This window comes from Herbaspirillum sp. WGmk3 (genome assembly GCF_023952535.1).
Classification (GTDB): domain Bacteria; phylum Pseudomonadota; class Gammaproteobacteria; order Burkholderiales; family Burkholderiaceae_D; genus Herbaspirillum; species Herbaspirillum huttiense.
Window position 1 is genome coordinate 487,703 of sequence record NZ_JAKYWT010000005.1, and the last position, 17,159, is coordinate 504,861.

Below are 17,159 nucleotides of genomic sequence, written 5' to 3' on the forward strand. Positions count from 1 at the left end.
CCGGCGCGGGCAAATGGCATTGCACGTGAAAAGATTGCGTTGGCCTCAGGCCACCAGATAGCCGCCATCGACCGGCACGATGGCGCCGGTCATGAAGGAGGCCGCCGGCGAACACAGGAAGGCCACGACATTGCCGATGTCTTCCGGCTTGCCCCAGCGGCCCAGCGGCGTACGCGCGAGGATGGGGCCGGCACGCACCGGGTCATCCTGCAGGGCCTGGGTCAGCGGCGTGGCGATCCAGCCGGGGGCCACCGCATTGACGCGGATGCCGTCAGCCGCATAGGCGATGGCCAGCGACTTGGTCAGCTGCGCCACGCCGCCCTTGCTGGCGCTGTAGCCCGGCACCAGTCCGCCGCCGAAGAAGCTGAGCATGGACGCGGTATTGACGATGCAGCCACCGGATTGCTTCAGCAATGCGCGGCTGGCAGCGCAGACGCGCATGGTGCCGGTGAGGTTCACGGCGATGACCTGCTCGAAGACATCTGTTTCCAGTTCCTCGCCACGCTTGATGATGCCGGCGCAGTTGACCACGATATCGAGTTGTGTGAGACCGCTCAGCACTGCGCGCACGCTGTCCTCGCTGGCCACGTTCATCTCGGCCAGGGTGATGCCGCTGCCCTCGAATGGCTCATGCGCAAAGGGTGGCAGGCCGGCGGCAATGACGTGCGCGCCCAAGGCAGCGAGCTGACGTGCAACGGCCGCGCCTATGCCTTGCGTACCGCCGGTGACGAGGGCGGTCTTGCCCCGGAGCAGGTCGGGAATGAAGCTCATGAAAGTTCCTTCTGGTGAGTGGCAGGAGACTGGCTGGATGCCGCTACCAGCGGGCGGCGGCATCGGGTCAGGCTACTGGGGCATGAAGCATTGCGTCATGCGGCGTGCGCCTCGATCGGCTTGTCCACCACGAACATGTAGACCAGCGCAGCGGCAAAGGCCACGGCGGCGCTGATCAGCAGGGCATTGACGAAGGAGTGGGTCTGATCCACCACCACGCCCGTGATGACCGGGGCCAGCGAGCCACCGAGATAGCCGCCGAAGTTCTGCATGCTGCCCAGCGAGGCCACCAGGCGGCGCGGAATGGCCACCGACACCAGCGCCCAGGCGCCGCCGGACGCCATGTTCACGAAGGCCATGGCCAGCGAGATGTAGACGATGGCCATGGTGGTGCTGGGCGTGTAGGCGGCCGGAATGGTGAAGGCGCCGGCGCCGATCAGGCCGGCGCAGATCGGCCACTTGCGGCTGCGGATGGCGGGCATGCCGCGCTTCATCAGGCCATCGGCGATATAGCCGGAGGAGAGCATGCCCAGCGTGCCGAAGATGTAGGGGATCACCACCACCCAGCCGGTGCGCGCGATGGAGAGATGGCGTTCGTGTTCCAGATAGGCCGGCAGCCAGGTGAGGTACAGCCACACCATGTAGATCACGCCCATGAAGCCGAACAGCATGCCCCAGGTGGTGCGGTAGGTGAACAGACTCTTCCATTCGGCCCAGCTCAGCTTGGCATTGGCGTTGGGATCCTGGTCGTGGTCATCGGCGAGATAGAGCACTTCGGAAGGCGTGAGCTGGACTTCGTTGCGATTCCGGTAAAACAGGTACCAGCCCACCGAGACGGCGATGCCGAGCAAGCCCATGATGATGAACATCATGCGCCAGCCGAAGGACAGCATCAGGATCGTGAGGATCGGTGGGGCCAGTGCCGGGCCAATGGTGGAGGAGGCCACGAAGATGCCGGTCGGGCCGCCGCGCTCGCGCATGGCGAACCATTCGGACACGACCTTGGCTCCCGCCGGAAACTGCGGCGCTTCGCCCAGGCCGAGGAACACGCGCGCCACCAGGAATTGCTGCAGCGTATGGACGAAGCCGCCCGCCAGTTGCGCCAGCGACCAGACGAACATGCCCGCGCCCAGCATCACGCGCGCGCCGAACTTGTCGAGCATGGCGCCGATGGGCAGTTGCGAGAAGGCATAGGCCAGCGAGAAGGCCGACAGCAACAGGCCCATCTGCGAGGCCGAGAGGTTGAGCTCCTGGCTCACCGAATGATTGGCAATGGACAGCGTGCTGCGGTCCAGGTAGTTGACGATGCCCGCCAGCATCAGGAAGCTCAGTGCCACGAGCTGTATGCGTTTGAGCCGGGGGCTCTTTTCCTTTTGGACTTCCATGGTGTGCGTCTCCAGTGTGAATGATGTGCTGCCATTGGCGTGCTTCGTAACGGCCGCGTCTGTCGCGCAGCTCGCTGTCGAGGACAGGTTCGAAGCGTCATGCAGGGATGCAGTCGCAAGGACGGTGTGGAGTCCGTCCCTGCGTGTTGCTTGTCCGGCGCTGCCCGGGCGGCGGCTGCCTGCCCCGGCATGCGATCCTTGCTTGCCCGGATGATTCTGGTGGCCGAGCGGCAAGCCGCTCAGTAAGTTGCGCGTCCGCCCGAAAGATCGAACACCGCGCCGGTGTTGAAGCTGCAGGAACCGGAGCACAGCCATGCGCACATGTCGGCGACCTCATCGACGCTGCCCAGGCGATGCATGGGGCTCTTGGCGATCATGGTCTGCACATGGGCCGGCGACATCTGCTCCAGCAGTGCGGTCTTCACGGCGGCCGGTGCAATGGCGTTGACCAGCACGCCGGTCTCGGCCAGCTCCTTGCCCAAGGACTTGGTCAGCGCCAGTACGCCCGCCTTGGCGGCGCTGTAGGCCGAGGCATTGGGCGTGCCTTCCTTGCCGGCCAGCGAGGCGATGTTGACGATGCGTCCGCGTCCGGCCGCGCGCATGGCCGGCGTCACGCTGCGGCAGGCATGGAAGACACCCAGCAGGTTGACCTGCACGATGCGATGCCACTCACCCACGTCATACTCGTCCAGCGGCACGGTCGGACCGGCGTAACCGGCGTTGTTGATGAGGAAATCGATGCGCCCGGTGTCGGCCAGCAATCGCTGTGCGGCCTGCATGACCGCAGCGGCGTCGGTGATGTCGAGGCTTTCTTGCCGATAGGGCGAGGCCGGGTCGTGCAGCTGGTCCCAGACGACGACCTGCGCGCCGCCAGCGGCCAGGCGTGCGCTGATGGCTGCGCCGATGCCGCCATGGCCGCCGGTGACCACGGCCACGCAGCCGCCAAAGTCATGGGATGCGCGGGAATAAGTCATGTCATGCATCCTCAGCGCACGAAGCGATCGACGTAGTCGCTGCCCAGGCCGACCGCTTCATAGTGCTTGCGGCACATGTCGAGCTTGGTGAAGACATCCTCGTAGCCTTCGAACTTGCCCCAGGGGTCGCAATAGAACATCACGCCGGTGATGTGGAAGTAGGTGATCATCTCTTCCACGTCTTCGGGCACGTAGAGGGTGTGGGTCTCGCCCGGCGGTTCAAAGACGTAGCTGCCCTGTTCGGCGATCCAGTCATGTTCCAGATAGCGCCAGCGGCCCTTGAGCACCATGCCGTGCACCGGCGCCGGATGGCGGTGGCGCGACAGCACGCCGGACTTGCGCACGCGCAGCAGGTTGGTCCAGTAGCCCTGCGAGACATTCAGGCAGAGCGGACGGAACCAGACATTCTCGGCTTGCGGCACCCACACGCGTTCGTCCTCCGGGACCGCCGGATTGACCACGATCTCCAGTGGCGCTTCCTTGGGGTTGGGGAACTGGTAGGGCTTTATCTTCAGATCGGCGGGCATGGGGGTGCCGGTGGCTGTCATGTGGGGTCTCCTGATGTTCTTCTGTTGAATCCGGACTTTGTTCAATATATGGACAAAGCGTTCGCCATATGGTCAATGTCGACGATAGAAGACGGTGTGTCAATGGCGCTTCGGCCCGGACAGGTCCGCCAGAAAGCGAGCCAGAATCACATGCGCCGGTCTGCTCCACTGCAATTGGGCGTGTGTGCAGCGTCCGCAAGACGAGCCTGCAAGCTTGTGTGAGGATGCATGAAAATTATGCATGGCTGCCGTTCAAGCCAGCCTGCGGGAGAGCATGGGCGCGCTGCGAGAACGGCTGCGTTGCTGCCGCCGTGGGATCAGGCGATCAGGCCTCGGCCGGTCCGGACCAGTGCACCTGCGCGAAGGCTTCGGACAGAAAGTCCAGCATCGCCCTGACCTTGGCCGGGAGATGCGCACGGCTGGGGTAGACCGCGTAGATGCCCAGGTCCGGCACGGTGTAGTCGGTGAGCAGCGGGACCAGCTGTCCGCTGCGCAGGTACTGGTCGATCATGAAGGTCGGCTGGCGCGTGATGCCGATGCCGCCCAGCGCTGCCTGCACGCAGCTGTCGCCATTGTTGACGTGCATGCGCGCATTGACGCGCACGCTCACCGGACCTTCCGGCCCGCTGAACTGCCACTCGTCCTTGCCGTGGTTGTAGCTGTAGCTGATGATCTGGTGCTGCGCCAGCTCGTGCGGGTGGCGCGGCGTGCCATGCGCTTCCAGATAGGCGGGCGAGGCGCAGATGGGCAGGCTGGTGCTGGTGAGCTTGCGGTGGATCAGCGTGGAATCGGCCAGCCGGGCGATGCGGATCGCCAGGTCATAGCCTTCGTCGATGATGTCGACGATGCGGTCCGAGAGGGTGATGTCCAGTTCCACTTCCGGATGGCGTTCCAGGAAGATCGGCCACAGCGGTGCCAGGTGCAGGATGCCGAAGGTCACGGGAGCATTGATGCGCAGCAGGCCGGCGGGCTTGGCGCTGCCGGCCAGCAGCAGGTCATCGGCTTCTTCCAGCGCTGCAACTATCTGCTTGCAGCGTTCCAGATAGAGGCTGCCGGCTTCGGTCAGCGAGAGCCGCCGGGTGGTCCGCTGCATCAGGCGCGAACCCAGGCGCGCTTCCAGTTCCAGTACCGTGCGTGAGACGGCGGCCTTGGAGATGCCCAGCGCGTCGGCCGCCTTGACGAAGCTGCCGAGGTCGGCCACGGCGATGAAGCATTCGATTTCACGCAGTTTGTTCAAATCGTGTTTTCCCCGAGAGGGCGCTGCGCTGGCCCCCCCCCGGAACAGACGGCGGCTCAGGCAGCTGCCGGAAGTTGTGCCAGCAGGCGGGCACCGGTGCCGAAGGCGAAGGCGTCCATGCGCAGGCTATGATACGTCGAACCGCTGTCGAGGTGTACCAGCTGTGTCCAGTCATCGGCCGCGCCCATGGCGAAGAACAGGCTCAGCAGGTGTTCGTCGCTGGGATGCGTGCGCACCGCATGCGGGGCGGTGGTCCGGTAGCCGAACAGGGCCTGCAGGTCGCCGGCCTGCATGCGGTCGAGGAACCAGCGCAGGAATTCCAGCGTATGCGGCGCATCGCCGCCCTCGATCTCGTTGCGGCGCAGTTCGCGCAGGTTGTGCGTGAAGCTGCCCGAGCCGATCAGCAGGATGCCTTCCTTGGCCAGTGGTGCCAGCAGGCGGCCGACCTGGTAGTGATATTCAGGCGGCTGCTGCGATTGCAGCGACAGCTGGATCACCGGCACATCGGCTTGCGGATAGAGATAGCGCAGCGGCACCCAGGCGCCGTGATCGAGGCCCCAGCCGCCATCGGTATTGGCCGGCAGGCCGCCGTCGCGCAGGCGTTGCGCTACATGCTCGGCCAGCGCCGGTGCACCGGGGGCGGGATAGTCCAGTTCATAGAGTTCCTGCGGGAAACCACCGAAGTCATGGATCACGCGCGGCTTGGCCTGGTTGCCCACGCGCGGCGTGAACGTCTCCCAGTGCGGCGACACCATCACGATGCCACGCGGACGCGGCAGCGTCGCACCGATGCTGGCCAGCAGCGGCCCGGTGCGGCCCGGTTCGACGGCCAGCATGGGCGAGCCGTGCGAGACGAACAGCGAGGGCAGGGGAAGGCTATCGACGGTGCTGGAGAGAGTGGACACGGTGGACATGATGGTTTCCTTGTGAATCGCTATAAACGATATAAAACATTTAAAACATTTAAAACATTTAAAACATTTAAAACGTTTGGAACATTGACTGCTTTGATGCGGTTTGAAACTTTGTCGCCGGATGGCGTGCGCCGGGCACGGGCCCGGCGCTGATCCTGCGAGAGATTGTTGGCTGATGATGCCATCAATGCGCCATCAGCGCTGCGCTTCACGCTTCAGGGCAAATGCGCCATCACCCAGCAGGAACACGGCAATCAGGCCGACGATCCAGAGCGCCAGGTATTCCCAGCCGCCCTTGGGATTGGTGAAGAAGAAGCCGGCCTTGCCATGCACCAGCACGATCGCGCCCAGCAGGTCCGCTGCCAGCGGCAGGGCCAGCCAGCGACCGTAGAAGCCCAGCACCAGCGCGATGCCGCCCACCACTTCCAGTGCCATGACCGGATAGGCGAACCAGCCCGGCACGCCCAGCGAGGCGAAGAAGCCGACGGTCCCGGCGGGTGTGAAGACGAACAGTTTCAGGCCGGCGTGGACCAGGAAGAAAATGCCCATGGTGACGCGCAGCAGGAAGGCGGCGTAGTCGGCACGGGTGTTGATGGTAACGGTGGTCATGGAGATCCCGGAAAAGTGTGGAGTGGATGAAGGATGGCGAGCGTTGCGCTTTTGCTTTTTCTTGCATGCGCAACGGCAGTCGCCAAGTCCACACTGTAGGGAAGAAGGCAGGCCGGATAAACCGGTGGCGGCGGGATGGATTGTCTTGGAGAAGTTGACAATCCATCCGCGCCGGAGAGGATCAGTCTTCGCTGTCGCGCGAGACCGGCTTGGCTTCCTCGCGGCGGTTGTAGCCGGCCACCATGTCGAAGCGGAACAGGCGGCATTCCAGGGCGCCGTTGAAGAACGGGGTCTTGCGGGCTTCCTTGAGGCGCATCAGCTTGGCCAGGCCGAGGTCGGCCGAGAACAGGAATACGCTCCACCCCGCAAAGCGCTGCTTGAGCGTGCTGGAGAAGGCGCTGAAGAACTGCGTGAACAATTCCTCGGTCGGCAAGGCGCGGTCGCCGCGCACGCCGATACGTTCACCGTAGGGCGGATTGGAGAGGATGATGCCGACCAGCGGCTTGCCCTCGGCATCGACCGGCGGCTTGATTTCCTGCGCTTCGATCTGCTTGAGCGGCACTTCGAAATGCACGCCGGCGCGTACCAGGTTCTTGCGGGTCAGTTCCACCATGTCGCCGGAGATGTCGCTGCCGAACAGCGTGGGCGTGGTCGGAATCGGATTGGGTTTGAAATCGCCCTTGATGGCGAACCAGGCATCGGCATCGAAGTTGCTGAACTTCTCGAAGGCGAAGCGGCGGCGCGCGCCCGGCGGCACGCCGGCGATGATCTGCGCCGCCTCGGCCAGGATGGTGCCGGAACCGCACATGGGGTCGAACAGCGGTACGCCCGGCTTCCAGCCGGCGGTGCGCAGCAGGCCTGCAGCGAGGTTCTCGCGCAGCGGCGCATCACCGGTTTCTTCGCGCCAGCCGCGCTTGAAGAGCGCCTCGCCCGAGGTATCGAGATAAACCGTGAAATTGTGGGCATCGACGAAACCGGCGATGCGCATGTCAGGCGTGCGGGTGTTCACCGATGGGCGCAGCTTGAACTGGTCGAGGAAGCGGTCGCAGATCGCATCCTTGATCTTGAGGGTGCTGAACTCCAGGCTGCGCAGGGGCGACTTCACGGCGGTCAGGTCCACGCGGATGGTGTGCGAGACCTTGAACCAGTCTTCCCAGGCTTGCGCCAGGGTGAGGTCGTAGATGTCGTTCTCGTTCTTGTAGGAACCATGGCCCATGCGCAGCAGCACGCGGCTGGCGATGCGCGAGTGCAGGTTCATCTGGTAGGCCGCCAGCAGGGTGCCGGAGCAGTGCACGCCACCGGGCACCTGGTTGTGCACCTTGAGGTTGGCGGCGGGGCCGGCGTGCTGGGCGATCTCGTTGAGTTCTTCCGCCAGGGCCGTTTCCAGGCCGCGCGGGCAGGGACAGAAGTAAGAGTAATTGGTGTCGGGAGCTTGCATGGGAGTACCTTTTATCCGTTGGAAAACAAAGTAACAAAAATGAAAAAAGCCGGACTGCGCGGGTCGCTGCGCAGTCCGGCGTCATTGTACGCTGGCCGCTCAGCCTTTCGCGAAGGCACGCTCGATGAAGTCCAGGCGATCCTGGCCCCAGTAGCCTTCACCGTCGTAGACGTACCACGGCGCACCGAAGATGCTGGCGGCATTGGCCTCGTCGGTGAAGCGGTCGAATTCGGCCTGCACGCTGGCCGTTTCGGCCGACTTCAGCAGGGCCGCGCCATCGTGGTCATTGGCATTGGCGATGGCGACCAGGGTGTCGTGGTCGGCGATGTTGCGTTGTTCTTCCCACACCGCGCGCATGATGGCGCCGGTCAGACGCAGTGCGGCGGCGGTGCCGTGGGCCAGCTGGGTGGCGATGATCAGGCGCGCCGCATTGTCGCTGTTGACCGGGAAATAGGTCGGCTGCAGCACCATGGGCTTGCCCAGGAACTCGCTCCAGCGTGCCAGTTCCTTGAGGCGATAGGCCTGGCGCTGTGGTGCGCGCTTGGCCAGCGGCAGGCCGCCGGAGACACCGAAGATCTTGGACAGATCGAAGGGCTTGGGCAGGATCTGCACCTGGTATTTTTCGGCGAGGGCGACGAAACGATCGTGGCCCAGGTAGGCGAAGGGTGAATGCGGCGCGAAGAAGTACTCACAGACTTTGCTCATGACCGGCTCCGGAAGGATGAGTGTGGAATGTAGCGGACGAAGACTGCTGGGATAGTTGCAGAATGATCAGAACGGCTTGACCACCACCAGGATCACGATGGCCAGCATCAGCAGCACCGGCACTTCGTTGAACCAGCGATACCAGACGTGGCTGCGCACGTTCTTGCCGTGTTCGAATTTCTTGAGCAGCGAGCCGCAGGCGTGCTGGTAGCCGATCACCAGCACCACCAGGAACAGCTTGGCATGCAGCCAGCCATTGCCGGGGCCCTTCCAGAACGACCAGGTGATGGCCAGCAGCCACACGCCCAGCACCAGCGCCACCAGCGAGATCATGCCGGTGAAGCGGTACAGGCGGCGCGCCATGCCCAGCAGGCGTTCGCGCGCGACCAGGTCGGTCTCCTGCGCCAGGTTCACGAAGATGCGCGGCAGGTAGAACAGGCCGGCGAACCAGGAGGCGATGAAGACGATGTGCAGGGCTTTGATCCAGAGCATGCTATTTTTCTCCAAAGAGCTTGGACTTTAAAGTCGCTTCAAACTGATCGAATGAAGCAAGTCCTCTTAAACCGGAAAAGTCGGTGGTGAGTTCAGCGACGCGCAAGCGTTGCCTGTCGGGCGAAAATTTCTTCAAGGCACGAGCGTTTAGTTCTGAAGCCGCTTTGAGTGCATCAAATAAAATCTGTTTGGGATTTTTGCTTCGTTCCCATTCTCTCTTGCCGGGGATGCCGAGTTCGGCTTTTCCATTGGGGTTTCCGGCTGCTGAGCGAATTGCATGCTCATCGCTCAGCAGCCACGCTTCCGTCATACGCATTGGGATGATCGGGACATGGTTGTGGGTCAATTCCGTGAAAGCCGATGCAATTTCAGATTCGCGCTTTTCCAGTGACTCACTTTCCGAATCACGATGCACGAACAAGACATCGCAAGGATACGCACGGATTGCCGCCGATACTCGCTCCGATAGTTCGTTTCCGACGGGTCCCAGATGACGGGCAAATTGGGGCGTGATGCCAATCGAAGGATCTTGTTGGGTGATGGCCCAATCGATGACGTGCATCAGGGCTGCGTCGGACGTTCCATCAGCCAGTAGCGTATACGAAATCAATTCACTGTCCCCTTAGCGTCCGATCATGCCAAGCTGGTGGCGCAAGAAATGACGCACCGTTTTTCCCTCTTCCATTTGCTCTTCAGAATCCTCAACGTTGAGAAAGTCCAGCAATGCGCCATAGCCTATCGGGGGGTGGCCAAGGCCACACATTGCGGCTTCACGCCAAGTTTGGGTGACTGCGGTAAAGCGAGAAAGCTGCGCGCCGTCCTTCTTGATGGCTTGTGAAACGACCAGATCGTCAGTAACAATTTTCTCAATCACCAATGGAGAATGGGTGTTGATGATGACCTGTCGAAGAGGATTATCCGTGCTATCGACCGGTACAAGAGGATCTGCCGTCATTCGATAAAGCAATTGAATCATCGCGGAAATTCGTGCTGGGTGAATGCCATTTTCAGGCTCTTCCAGGCAGATGACGCCACCGCTGTCGGAGTCCGCTCCGATAATCGACAAGGCCAGAAACCGCAATGTCCCGTCCGATAAGGCTCTGGCTTCATGCCTGATGCCTGTCGTCGTTTCCAGATACAAAGTCTTCGACTGACGAGGCTCGTCAATGTCAACGGAGACATTGGACACGTCAGGAAGCAAATTGGCCAATTCATTTGCGATCTCGGCATTCTTCCCGGGGATCTTTTCCAATCTGGAAAGCGTTGCCGGAAGATGCTCGCCAATGGGGGAAACTTTGCTGACAGAGACAAAGTCATCAGGACGGCGCAATGCAGAGGGTTCCAATTGCAACAAAGTCCAGGACTGAATTTCGCGACGAGCCGCGAGAGCCGTCGGACGATCGATGCTGTTGATGCCGCTCAGTGCGGTTCTCTCAGTGTTCGCAAGCGGAATGGTGACGGGATTCCCGCCTTTCTGATCTTGTCTGACTTTCAGAACCGGATGGCCGTCTTCGATATCCGTGTAAATAAAATTGATTTTGCTCCCGCCGTGGTAAACGGAATCAAAAAACTCCTTGCTATGTTCGAAGCCAAGTCTATTTCGTGCTTCTCCCTTTTGAACGAAGGTCAGCACCTCTCGCGTCAGCTCGATGCCTTCGGGGCCCTTATCCGTGGCCGGCAGATACCTCAGGACCAAGTTGTATTTCAAATAGGTGACCTTGGGGCTGGCTTCCCTGCGGTAGTCATCAATCACCTTCGGGCTGACAATGAACTCTGCATCGAATTCGATTTCTTCCGCCTGAGAGGAAATCGTTTTTGTAAATAAAGAACGGATATCGCTGCGGTTGTTGCCATCCCGGTTTCTGACACGATTGGCAGCCTCAATGATTGACTTGTCTGCCAGATCCTTCAGAAACAGAATCGCATCAAAAAGATTGGATTTGCCCACGCCATTCGTACCCGCGATGCAGGTGAATGGTCCGAAGGCGACCTCGATATCTTCGAGACTCTTGAATCCCCTAACTTTTAAGCGAGTCAGCATTTAAGTTCTTCCGAAATGGATTACTGGCGGACCTGTCCCTGGCCCAGCACCACGTATTTCAGCGAGGTCAGTCCTTCCAGTCCCACCGGGCCGCGTGCATGCAGCTTGTCGTTGGAGATGCCGATCTCCGCACCCAGGCCGTATTCGAAGCCATCGGCAAAGCGGGTCGAGGCATTGACCATGACCGAGGCCGAATCCACTTCGCGCAGGAAACGCATGGCGCGCGTGTAGTCCTCGGTGATGATGCTGTCGGTGTGCTGCGAAGAATGGCGATTGATGTGCTCGATGGCCTCATCCATGTCGGCCACCACTTTCACGGCCAGGATGGGGGCCAGGTATTCGGTGTCCCAATCCTCTTCGGTGGCCGCCTTGAGCAGCGGGTAGCCGGCCAGGATCTCGGCGGCTTCCGGATCGCAGCGCAGTTCCACTTCCTTCACGCGATACAGTTCGGACAGCGGCGGCAGGATGGCGGCAGCGATGTTGCGCGATACCAGCAGGGTTTCCATGGTGTTGCAGGTGCCGTAGCGATGGCACTTGGCATTGAAGGCCACATCGAGTGCCTTGCGGGTGTCGGCCTTGTCGTCGATGTAGACGTGGCAGATGCCGTCGAGGTGCTTGATCATCGGCACCTTGGCTTCCTTCATGAGGCGCTCGATCAGGCCCTTGCCGCCGCGCGGGACGATCACGTCCACGTATTCCTGCATGGTGATGAGCGCACCCACGGCAGCACGGTCGGTGGTCTCGACTACCTGCACTGCCTGTTCCGGCAGACCGGCACCGGCCAGTCCTTCCTTGACCAGCTTGGCCAGCGCCTGATTGCAGTGGATGGCTTCAGAGCCGCCGCGCAGGATGGTGGCGTTGCCGCTCTTGATGCACAGGCCTGCGGCATCGACCGTCACGTTCGGACGGGCTTCGTAGATGATCCCGATCACGCCCAGCGGCACGCGCATCTGGCCGACCTGGATGCCGGTAGGGCGGTACTTCATGTTGCTGATCTCGCCGATGGGATCTGGCAGGGAGGCGATCTGCTCCAGGCCTTCGGCCATGGTGGCGATGGCCTTGTCGGACAAGGTCAGGCGATCCAGCATGGCTTCGGCCAGACCATTGGCGCGGGCAGCGTCCAGGTCCAGCGCATTGGCCGCACGCAGGGCGTCCGCGTCGCGGCGGATGGCGGCCGCGATCAGCAGCAGCGCCTGGTTCTTGGCAGCGGTATCGGCACGCGCCATGGCGCGCGAGGCAGCACGGGCCTGCTGGCCGATGCGGTTCATGTAGAGGTCGATGTTTTCCATGCAGTTTTCTCCGGGGCGCGATGCGCGCGTCGGGTTCGATGTTCGGTATTCGATATGCCGGGTGTACGGCCGGATCAGCGTCCGCGTGCCAGCTTCAGGCCCAGTTGCAGCAAGGCGTCCCACGGGTCGCCGGCAAAGCTGCGGGCACGCAGGCCCTTGACCATGCGGTCCACCAGGGCCGCTTCCTGCAGCGCCTGTTCCAGCGCGGCCAGGCTGATGCGGCGCAGGGCCGGCTCCATCAGGCGTTCGCGCGGGCCCCAGATGCGGTATTCCTTCAACAGGGCGCCCACGGGTTTGCCCTGGGCCATGCCGGATTTGAGCTTGAGCAGGGTGCGGATTTCTTCGGTGACCGCCCACAGCACCAGCGGCAGCGCCTCGCCTTCGCCCTTCAAGCCGTCCATCATGCGCGTCAGGCGCGCGATGTCGCCCGAGAGCATGGCTTCGTTGAGCTTGAAGACGTCATAACGCGCCACGTTCAGCACCGCGTCCTGCACCTGTTCGAAACTGAGCTTGCCCGGCGGATGCAGCAGGGCCAGCTTCTGGATTTCCTGGTGCGCCGCCAGCAGGTTGCCTTCCACGCGATCCGCGATGAAATCCAGGCAGGCCCGGTCGGCGCTCTGCTGCTGGGCCGCCAGGCGGTTGCCGATCCAGGCCGGCAGCTGTGCGCGTTCCACCAGCGGAATGTCGATGTAGACCGCCGCCTGCTGCAGGGCACCGACCCAGGCCGCTTTCTGCGTGGCCCAGTCCAGCTTGGGCAGGCTGATGATGGTCAGATTGTCGGGCGAGAGATTGGCGGCGTAATCCTGCAGCGCCTGGCCGCCATCCTTGCCGGGCTTGCCGGTGGGGATGCGCAGCTCGATCAGTTTCTTGTCGCCGAACAACGATTGCGACTGGTTGGCCGCCAGCAGCTCACCCCACTTGAAGCTGCGCTCCACCACCAGTACCTCGCGCTCGGTATAGCCATTGGCGCGGGCACTGCGGCGGATCTTGTCCGCCGCTTCCAGTGCCAGCAGGTGCTCGTCGCTGGCGATCACGTAAAGCGGGGCCAGCGATTTGCCGAGATGGGCGTCCAGGGAGTCGTGGCGCAGTTGCATGCTGATTCCGCGTGCCGCTCAGGAGTCCGAGTCGGCCGCAGCCTTCTCGTTCTTGATGGCGGTCTTGGAGGCCGACAGGCGACGCAGGATCTGCTGCACCAGGTCGGACTGCATGTCGCGGTAGAGCAGCACTTCCTCGGCCTGCTTGGCCAGTTCCTGGTTCTCGTCATAGGTGATGACGCGGCGCAGGGTGATGGCCGTCGGCGGGATCAGGATGACGCCCTTGGCATCGGTGACCGAGAAGGTGAAGCGCTGGAACAGCGCGTATTCACGCACGCGGCCGTTGGTGTTCAGGGTCAGCACCTGGCGGTCGCGGGAATCGGCCAGCACCTTCAGGTTGGCTTCGGCCTCCTTGGGTTCGGACAGCACCTTGGCACCGCTGGCCTCGATGTTGCGCTTGAGTTCCACCCCGACCGCCGAGTTGGGCGCGAAGCCCAGGTAGATGGTCTTGAAGGGCAGGTCAGCCGCGCCGCGCATATGGAAGCCGCAGGCCGTGAGCATCACGGCCGCCGCCGCCAGCAGCAGCCATTGCGAGAAACGCTTGATTTGGACTTGAGCGTGCATGGAGTTCCGTCGTTAAGGTTGGGCCGGATCAGGCAACGATGTTGACCAGCTTGCCCGGCACCACGATCACCTTCTTCGGTGCGCCGGTCAGGAATTTCTTGACGTCTTCGTTGGCCAGCGCGGCGGCTTCGATGGCGGCCTTGTCGGCATCCTTCGGCACGGTGACTTCGCCGCGCAGCTTGCCGTTGACCTGCACCACCAGCTTCAGCTCGCTCTGTTCCAGCGCGGCCGCATCGACCTGCGGCCAGGCGGCGTCGAGGATGTCGCCCTGCGCCTGGGCATAGCCCAGCTGCTGCCACAGCACATGGGTGATGTGCGGAGCCACCGGGTTCAGCACGCGCAGGAAGATCGAGAAGCACTCGGCGATCACTGCATCACCGGCCGCACCGGCCGCAGGCTTGGCCGCTTCCAGCGTGTTGAGCATCTTCATGCAGGCCGAGACCACGGTGTTGTACTGAATGCGCTTGAAGTCGTTGTCGGCTTGCTGCAGGACCTTGTGCACTTCGCGGCGCAGGGTCTTCAGAGCATCATCGAGCTGGGCGGCATCGAGTGCACCGGCGGCGGTGATGCGCGCAGCGTTGTTGTAGCCGAAGGCCCAGACGCGGCGCAGGAAGCGGTTGGCGCCTTCCACACCGGCACCGGACCATTCCAGGGTCTGTTCCGGCGGCGAGGCGAACATGGTGAACAGGCGGGCCGTATCGGCACCGTACTGGTCGATCTGCGCTTGCGGGTCGATGCCGTTGTTCTTGGACTTGGACATCTTCTCGGTGCCGCCGATCATCACCGGCTGGCCGTCTTCCTTCAACACGGCCGAGACCGGACGGCCCTTGTCGTCGAAGGACAGGTCCACGTCAGCCGGGTTGTACCAGGTCTTCTTGCCGGCGGCGTCTTCGCGATAGTAGGTCTCGTTCAGGACCATGCCTTGCGTCAACAGGTTGGTGAAGGGCTCGTCGAACTTGACCAGGCCGAAGTCGCGCATGACCTTGGTCCAGAAGCGCGCGTACAGCAGGTGCAGCACGGCGTGTTCGATGCCGCCGATGTACTGGTCCATGGGCATCCAGTAATCGTTGCGGGAGTCGACCATCGCCTCGTTGCTGCCCGGCGAGGTATAGCGCATGTAGTACCAGGACGAATCCACGAAGGTGTCCATGGTGTCGGTTTCGCGGCGGGCCGGCTTGCCGCAGCAGGGGCAGTCGACCTTGAGGAATTGCTCATGCTTGTTGAGCGGATTGCCGCTGCCGTCCGGCACGCAGTCTTCCGGCAGCACGACCGGCAGGTCCTTCTCGGGCACCGGCACGTCGCCGCAATCCGGGCAGTGGATGATGGGGATGGGGGTGCCCCAGTAACGCTGGCGCGAGATGCCCCAGTCGCGCAGGCGGAAGGTCACCTTCTTCTCGCCCAGGCCCTGTGCGGCCAGGTCGGCGGCGACCGCATCGACGGCGGCCTGATAGCCCAGCCCATCGTACTTGCCGGACGCGATGGTCTTGCCGGCTTCCTTGTCGCCGTACCATTCTTCCCAGGCTTCGGTGGAGTAGGTCTTGCCTTCCACGGCGATGACCTGCTTGATCGGCAGCTTGTATTTGCGGGCGAAGGCGAAGTCGCGCTCGTCATGCGCCGGCACGCCCATCACGGCACCGTCGCCGTAGGTGATGAGCACATAGTTGCCAACCCAGACTTCGACCTGCTCGCCGGTCAGCGGATGGGTGACGAACAGGCCGGTCGGCATGCCCTTCTTTTCCATGGTCGCCATGTCGGCTTCGATCACGCTGCCTTGCTTGCATTCGGCGATGAAGGCTTGCAGGGCCGGGTTGTTTTCTGCGGCGAGGGTGGCCAGCGGGTGTTCCGGGGCCACGGCGCAGAAGGTCACGCCCATGATGGTGTCGGCGCGGGTGGTGAAGACGAACAGCTTGCCGTCGTTGATCAGCTGGCCGTCCGCGCCCTTGATCTGGTGCGGGAAGGCGAAGCGCACGCCGGTGGACTTGCCGATCCAGTTGGCCTGCATCAGGCGCACGCGCTCGGGCCAGCCGGGCAGCTTGGTCTCGACGTGTTCCAGCAGTTCGTCGGCGTAGTCGGTGATCTTGGCGTAGTACATCGGGATCTCGCGCTTTTCGATCACGGCACCCGAGCGCCAGCCACGGCCGTCGATGACCTGCTCGTTGGCCAGCACGGTCTGGTCGATCGGATCCCAGTTCACGGTCCCGGTCTTCTTGTAGATGATGCCCTTCTCCAGCATCTTCAGGAACATCCACTGGTTCCACTTGTAGTACTCGGGACGGCAGGCCGTCATCTCGCGCGACCAGTCGATGGCCAGGCCCATCGACTGCATCTGCGACTTCATATATTCAATATTGGAATAAGTCCACTGCGCCGGCGGCACGCCATTGGCCATGGCGGCGTTTTCGGCGGGCATGCCGAAGGCATCCCAGCCCATGGGCATCAGGACGTTGTAGCCGTTCATGCGCAGGTAGCGATACATCACATCGTTGATGGTGTAGTTGCGCACGTGGCCCATGTGCAGCTTGCCGGAGGGGTAGGGCAGCATCGAGCAGGCGTAGAACTTCTTCTTGTCGCGGCCTTCCTTGTCGCGGGCGTTTTCGACGGTCTTGTAGGCGTCGATGGCGTTCCAGTGCTGCTGTGCGGACTGTTCAACTTCGGCTGGGCTGTATTTATCTTGCATGACGGGCTGATACGGATGGAATTCGGTTGGGAGGGGACTGCAATTCGAAACCCTGCATTATACCGGCTCACCGCCCCGGCGCGGCATTCCGGCCCGCCCTTGCGCGGCCCCCGCGCCGCCCCGCCCGAAAAAAGGCCCGCCTCGGTGAAGAGGCGGGCCAAGACCCCTGTGCCTGAGCAGGGCGGCAGCAGGGATAGCAGCTACACGGTTCCCGCCTGCGAGGGGGCGACGGACTGGGATGGTGCGCTGACCAGCATGAAGGCTGGCGTGACGTATGAAACCATCGGTAACGGCGGTGTGGCGTGTTCTCGAAATACTTCTTGTTAATTCTCGAAAAATTGTGAAAAAGCAATTTTTTATTGAGGTTGGCTTGAATTTGGCTGCTTCGTTTGACGGGAGATGGAAAGTCGCTGTGAGCCAG

The 17,159-nt window shown here is 62.5% G+C and carries 16 protein-coding genes; all 16 read right to left on the reverse strand.

All coding sequences use genetic code 11. From position 1 onward, the window contains the following. Positions 1 to 45: 45 nt before the first annotated feature. The 16 genes from MKD49_RS20750 to leuS all read right to left on the reverse strand — a co-directional run bounded on the left by MKD49_RS20750 (position 46) and on the right by leuS (position 16,738). The gene (locus tag MKD49_RS20750; RefSeq protein WP_252697243.1) at positions 46 to 771 is read right to left on the reverse strand and encodes an SDR family NAD(P)-dependent oxidoreductase; all 726 of its coding nucleotides are present in this window, start codon (positions 769 to 771) and stop codon (positions 46 to 48) included. A gap of 95 nt (positions 772 to 866) precedes the next feature. Further along, positions 867 to 2,156, reverse strand: coding sequence for an MFS transporter (locus MKD49_RS20755; RefSeq protein ID WP_121042928.1), 1,290 nt, complete (start codon positions 2,154 to 2,156; stop codon positions 867 to 869). A 239-nt stretch (positions 2,157 to 2,395) separates the two neighbouring features. Then, positions 2,396 to 3,130 carry an SDR family NAD(P)-dependent oxidoreductase gene (locus tag MKD49_RS20760; RefSeq protein ID WP_134221338.1) on the reverse strand — a complete coding sequence of 245 codons (735 nt, stop codon included), beginning with the start codon at positions 3,128 to 3,130 and terminating at the stop codon, positions 2,396 to 2,398. An 11-nt stretch (positions 3,131 to 3,141) separates the two neighbouring features. Then, positions 3,142 to 3,678 (reverse strand): 2,4'-dihydroxyacetophenone dioxygenase family protein, encoded by a 537-nt coding sequence (locus MKD49_RS20765; RefSeq protein ID WP_252697244.1) that lies wholly within the window; start codon positions 3,676 to 3,678, stop codon positions 3,142 to 3,144. A gap of 325 nt (positions 3,679 to 4,003) precedes the next feature. Next, positions 4,004 to 4,915 carry a LysR family transcriptional regulator gene (locus tag MKD49_RS20770; RefSeq protein ID WP_121042932.1) on the reverse strand — a complete coding sequence of 304 codons (912 nt, stop codon included), beginning with the start codon at positions 4,913 to 4,915 and terminating at the stop codon, positions 4,004 to 4,006. 56 nt (positions 4,916 to 4,971) lie between these two features. Next, on the reverse strand, positions 4,972 to 5,829 hold the full coding sequence (locus MKD49_RS20775; protein ID WP_134221339.1) for a dioxygenase: 858 nt from the start codon (positions 5,827 to 5,829) through the stop codon (positions 4,972 to 4,974). 195 nt (positions 5,830 to 6,024) lie between these two features. Continuing rightward, positions 6,025 to 6,438: a DoxX family protein gene (locus tag MKD49_RS20780; protein WP_252697245.1), complete on the reverse strand. Its 414-nt coding sequence runs from the start codon at positions 6,436 to 6,438 to the stop codon at positions 6,025 to 6,027. Between the two features lie 181 nt (positions 6,439 to 6,619). Continuing rightward, entirely contained in the window at positions 6,620 to 7,876 is a 1,257-nt protein-coding gene (locus MKD49_RS20785; protein WP_252697246.1) for a class I SAM-dependent RNA methyltransferase, read from the reverse strand. A gap of 99 nt (positions 7,877 to 7,975) precedes the next feature. After that, entirely contained in the window at positions 7,976 to 8,581 is a 606-nt protein-coding gene (locus MKD49_RS20790) for a 2-hydroxychromene-2-carboxylate isomerase (RefSeq protein WP_121042939.1), read from the reverse strand. 66 nt (positions 8,582 to 8,647) lie between these two features. Continuing rightward, positions 8,648 to 9,073 (reverse strand): CopD family protein, encoded by a 426-nt coding sequence (locus MKD49_RS20795; protein WP_008325441.1) that lies wholly within the window; start codon positions 9,071 to 9,073, stop codon positions 8,648 to 8,650. A gap of 1 nt (position 9,074) precedes the next feature. Then, positions 9,075 to 9,635, reverse strand: a complete 561-nt coding sequence (locus MKD49_RS20800) for a DUF4276 family protein (RefSeq protein ID WP_252697247.1) — start codon at positions 9,633 to 9,635, stop codon at positions 9,075 to 9,077. A gap of 60 nt (positions 9,636 to 9,695) precedes the next feature. Next, positions 9,696 to 11,114, reverse strand: coding sequence for an AAA family ATPase (locus MKD49_RS20805; RefSeq protein ID WP_252697248.1), 1,419 nt, complete (start codon positions 11,112 to 11,114; stop codon positions 9,696 to 9,698). Positions 11,115 to 11,134: 20 nt separating this feature from the next. Then, a complete protein-coding gene (locus tag MKD49_RS20810) occupies positions 11,135 to 12,403 on the reverse strand; it encodes a glutamate-5-semialdehyde dehydrogenase (protein ID WP_034340111.1) in 1,269 nt (422 codons plus the stop codon). A gap of 74 nt (positions 12,404 to 12,477) precedes the next feature. Beyond that, the gene (gene holA / locus MKD49_RS20815) at positions 12,478 to 13,497 is read right to left on the reverse strand and encodes a DNA polymerase III subunit delta (RefSeq protein WP_121042941.1); all 1,020 of its coding nucleotides are present in this window, start codon (positions 13,495 to 13,497) and stop codon (positions 12,478 to 12,480) included. Positions 13,498 to 13,515: 18 nt separating this feature from the next. Beyond that, positions 13,516 to 14,061, reverse strand: a complete 546-nt coding sequence (lptE, locus tag MKD49_RS20820; RefSeq protein WP_252697249.1) for an LPS assembly lipoprotein LptE — start codon at positions 14,059 to 14,061, stop codon at positions 13,516 to 13,518. A gap of 28 nt (positions 14,062 to 14,089) precedes the next feature. After that, positions 14,090 to 16,738, reverse strand: a complete 2,649-nt coding sequence (gene leuS, locus MKD49_RS20825; protein ID WP_252697250.1) for a leucine--tRNA ligase — start codon at positions 16,736 to 16,738, stop codon at positions 14,090 to 14,092. Positions 16,739 to 17,159: the final 421 nt, after the last annotated feature.

Coding starts and splice junctions, on each gene's coding strand:
- MKD49_RS20750 (WP_252697243.1), bottom strand. CDS start 771: ATGAGCTTCATTCCCGACCTGCTCCGGGGCAAGACCGCCCTCGTCACC.
- MKD49_RS20755 (WP_121042928.1), bottom strand. CDS start 2,156: ATGGAAGTCCAAAAGGAAAAGAGCCCCCGGCTCAAACGCATACAGCTC.
- MKD49_RS20760 (WP_134221338.1), bottom strand. CDS start 3,130: ATGACTTATTCCCGCGCATCCCATGACTTTGGCGGCTGCGTGGCCGTG.
- MKD49_RS20765 (WP_252697244.1), bottom strand. CDS start 3,678: ATGACAGCCACCGGCACCCCCATGCCCGCCGATCTGAAGATAAAGCCC.
- MKD49_RS20775 (WP_134221339.1), bottom strand. CDS start 5,829: ATGTCCACCGTGTCCACTCTCTCCAGCACCGTCGATAGCCTTCCCCTG.
- MKD49_RS20780 (WP_252697245.1), bottom strand. CDS start 6,438: ATGACCACCGTTACCATCAACACCCGTGCCGACTACGCCGCCTTCCTG.
- MKD49_RS20785 (WP_252697246.1), bottom strand. CDS start 7,876: ATGCAAGCTCCCGACACCAATTACTCTTACTTCTGTCCCTGCCCGCGC.
- MKD49_RS20790 (WP_121042939.1), bottom strand. CDS start 8,581: ATGAGCAAAGTCTGTGAGTACTTCTTCGCGCCGCATTCACCCTTCGCC.
- MKD49_RS20795 (WP_008325441.1), bottom strand. CDS start 9,073: ATGCTCTGGATCAAAGCCCTGCACATCGTCTTCATCGCCTCCTGGTTC.
- MKD49_RS20800 (WP_252697247.1), bottom strand. CDS start 9,635: ATGCACGTCATCGATTGGGCCATCACCCAACAAGATCCTTCGATTGGC.
- MKD49_RS20805 (WP_252697248.1), bottom strand. CDS start 11,114: ATGCTGACTCGCTTAAAAGTTAGGGGATTCAAGAGTCTCGAAGATATC.
- MKD49_RS20810 (WP_034340111.1), bottom strand. CDS start 12,403: ATGGAAAACATCGACCTCTACATGAACCGCATCGGCCAGCAGGCCCGT.
- holA (WP_121042941.1), bottom strand. CDS start 13,497: ATGCAACTGCGCCACGACTCCCTGGACGCCCATCTCGGCAAATCGCTG.
- lptE (WP_252697249.1), bottom strand. CDS start 14,061: ATGCACGCTCAAGTCCAAATCAAGCGTTTCTCGCAATGGCTGCTGCTG.
- leuS (WP_252697250.1), bottom strand. CDS start 16,738: ATGCAAGATAAATACAGCCCAGCCGAAGTTGAACAGTCCGCACAGCAG.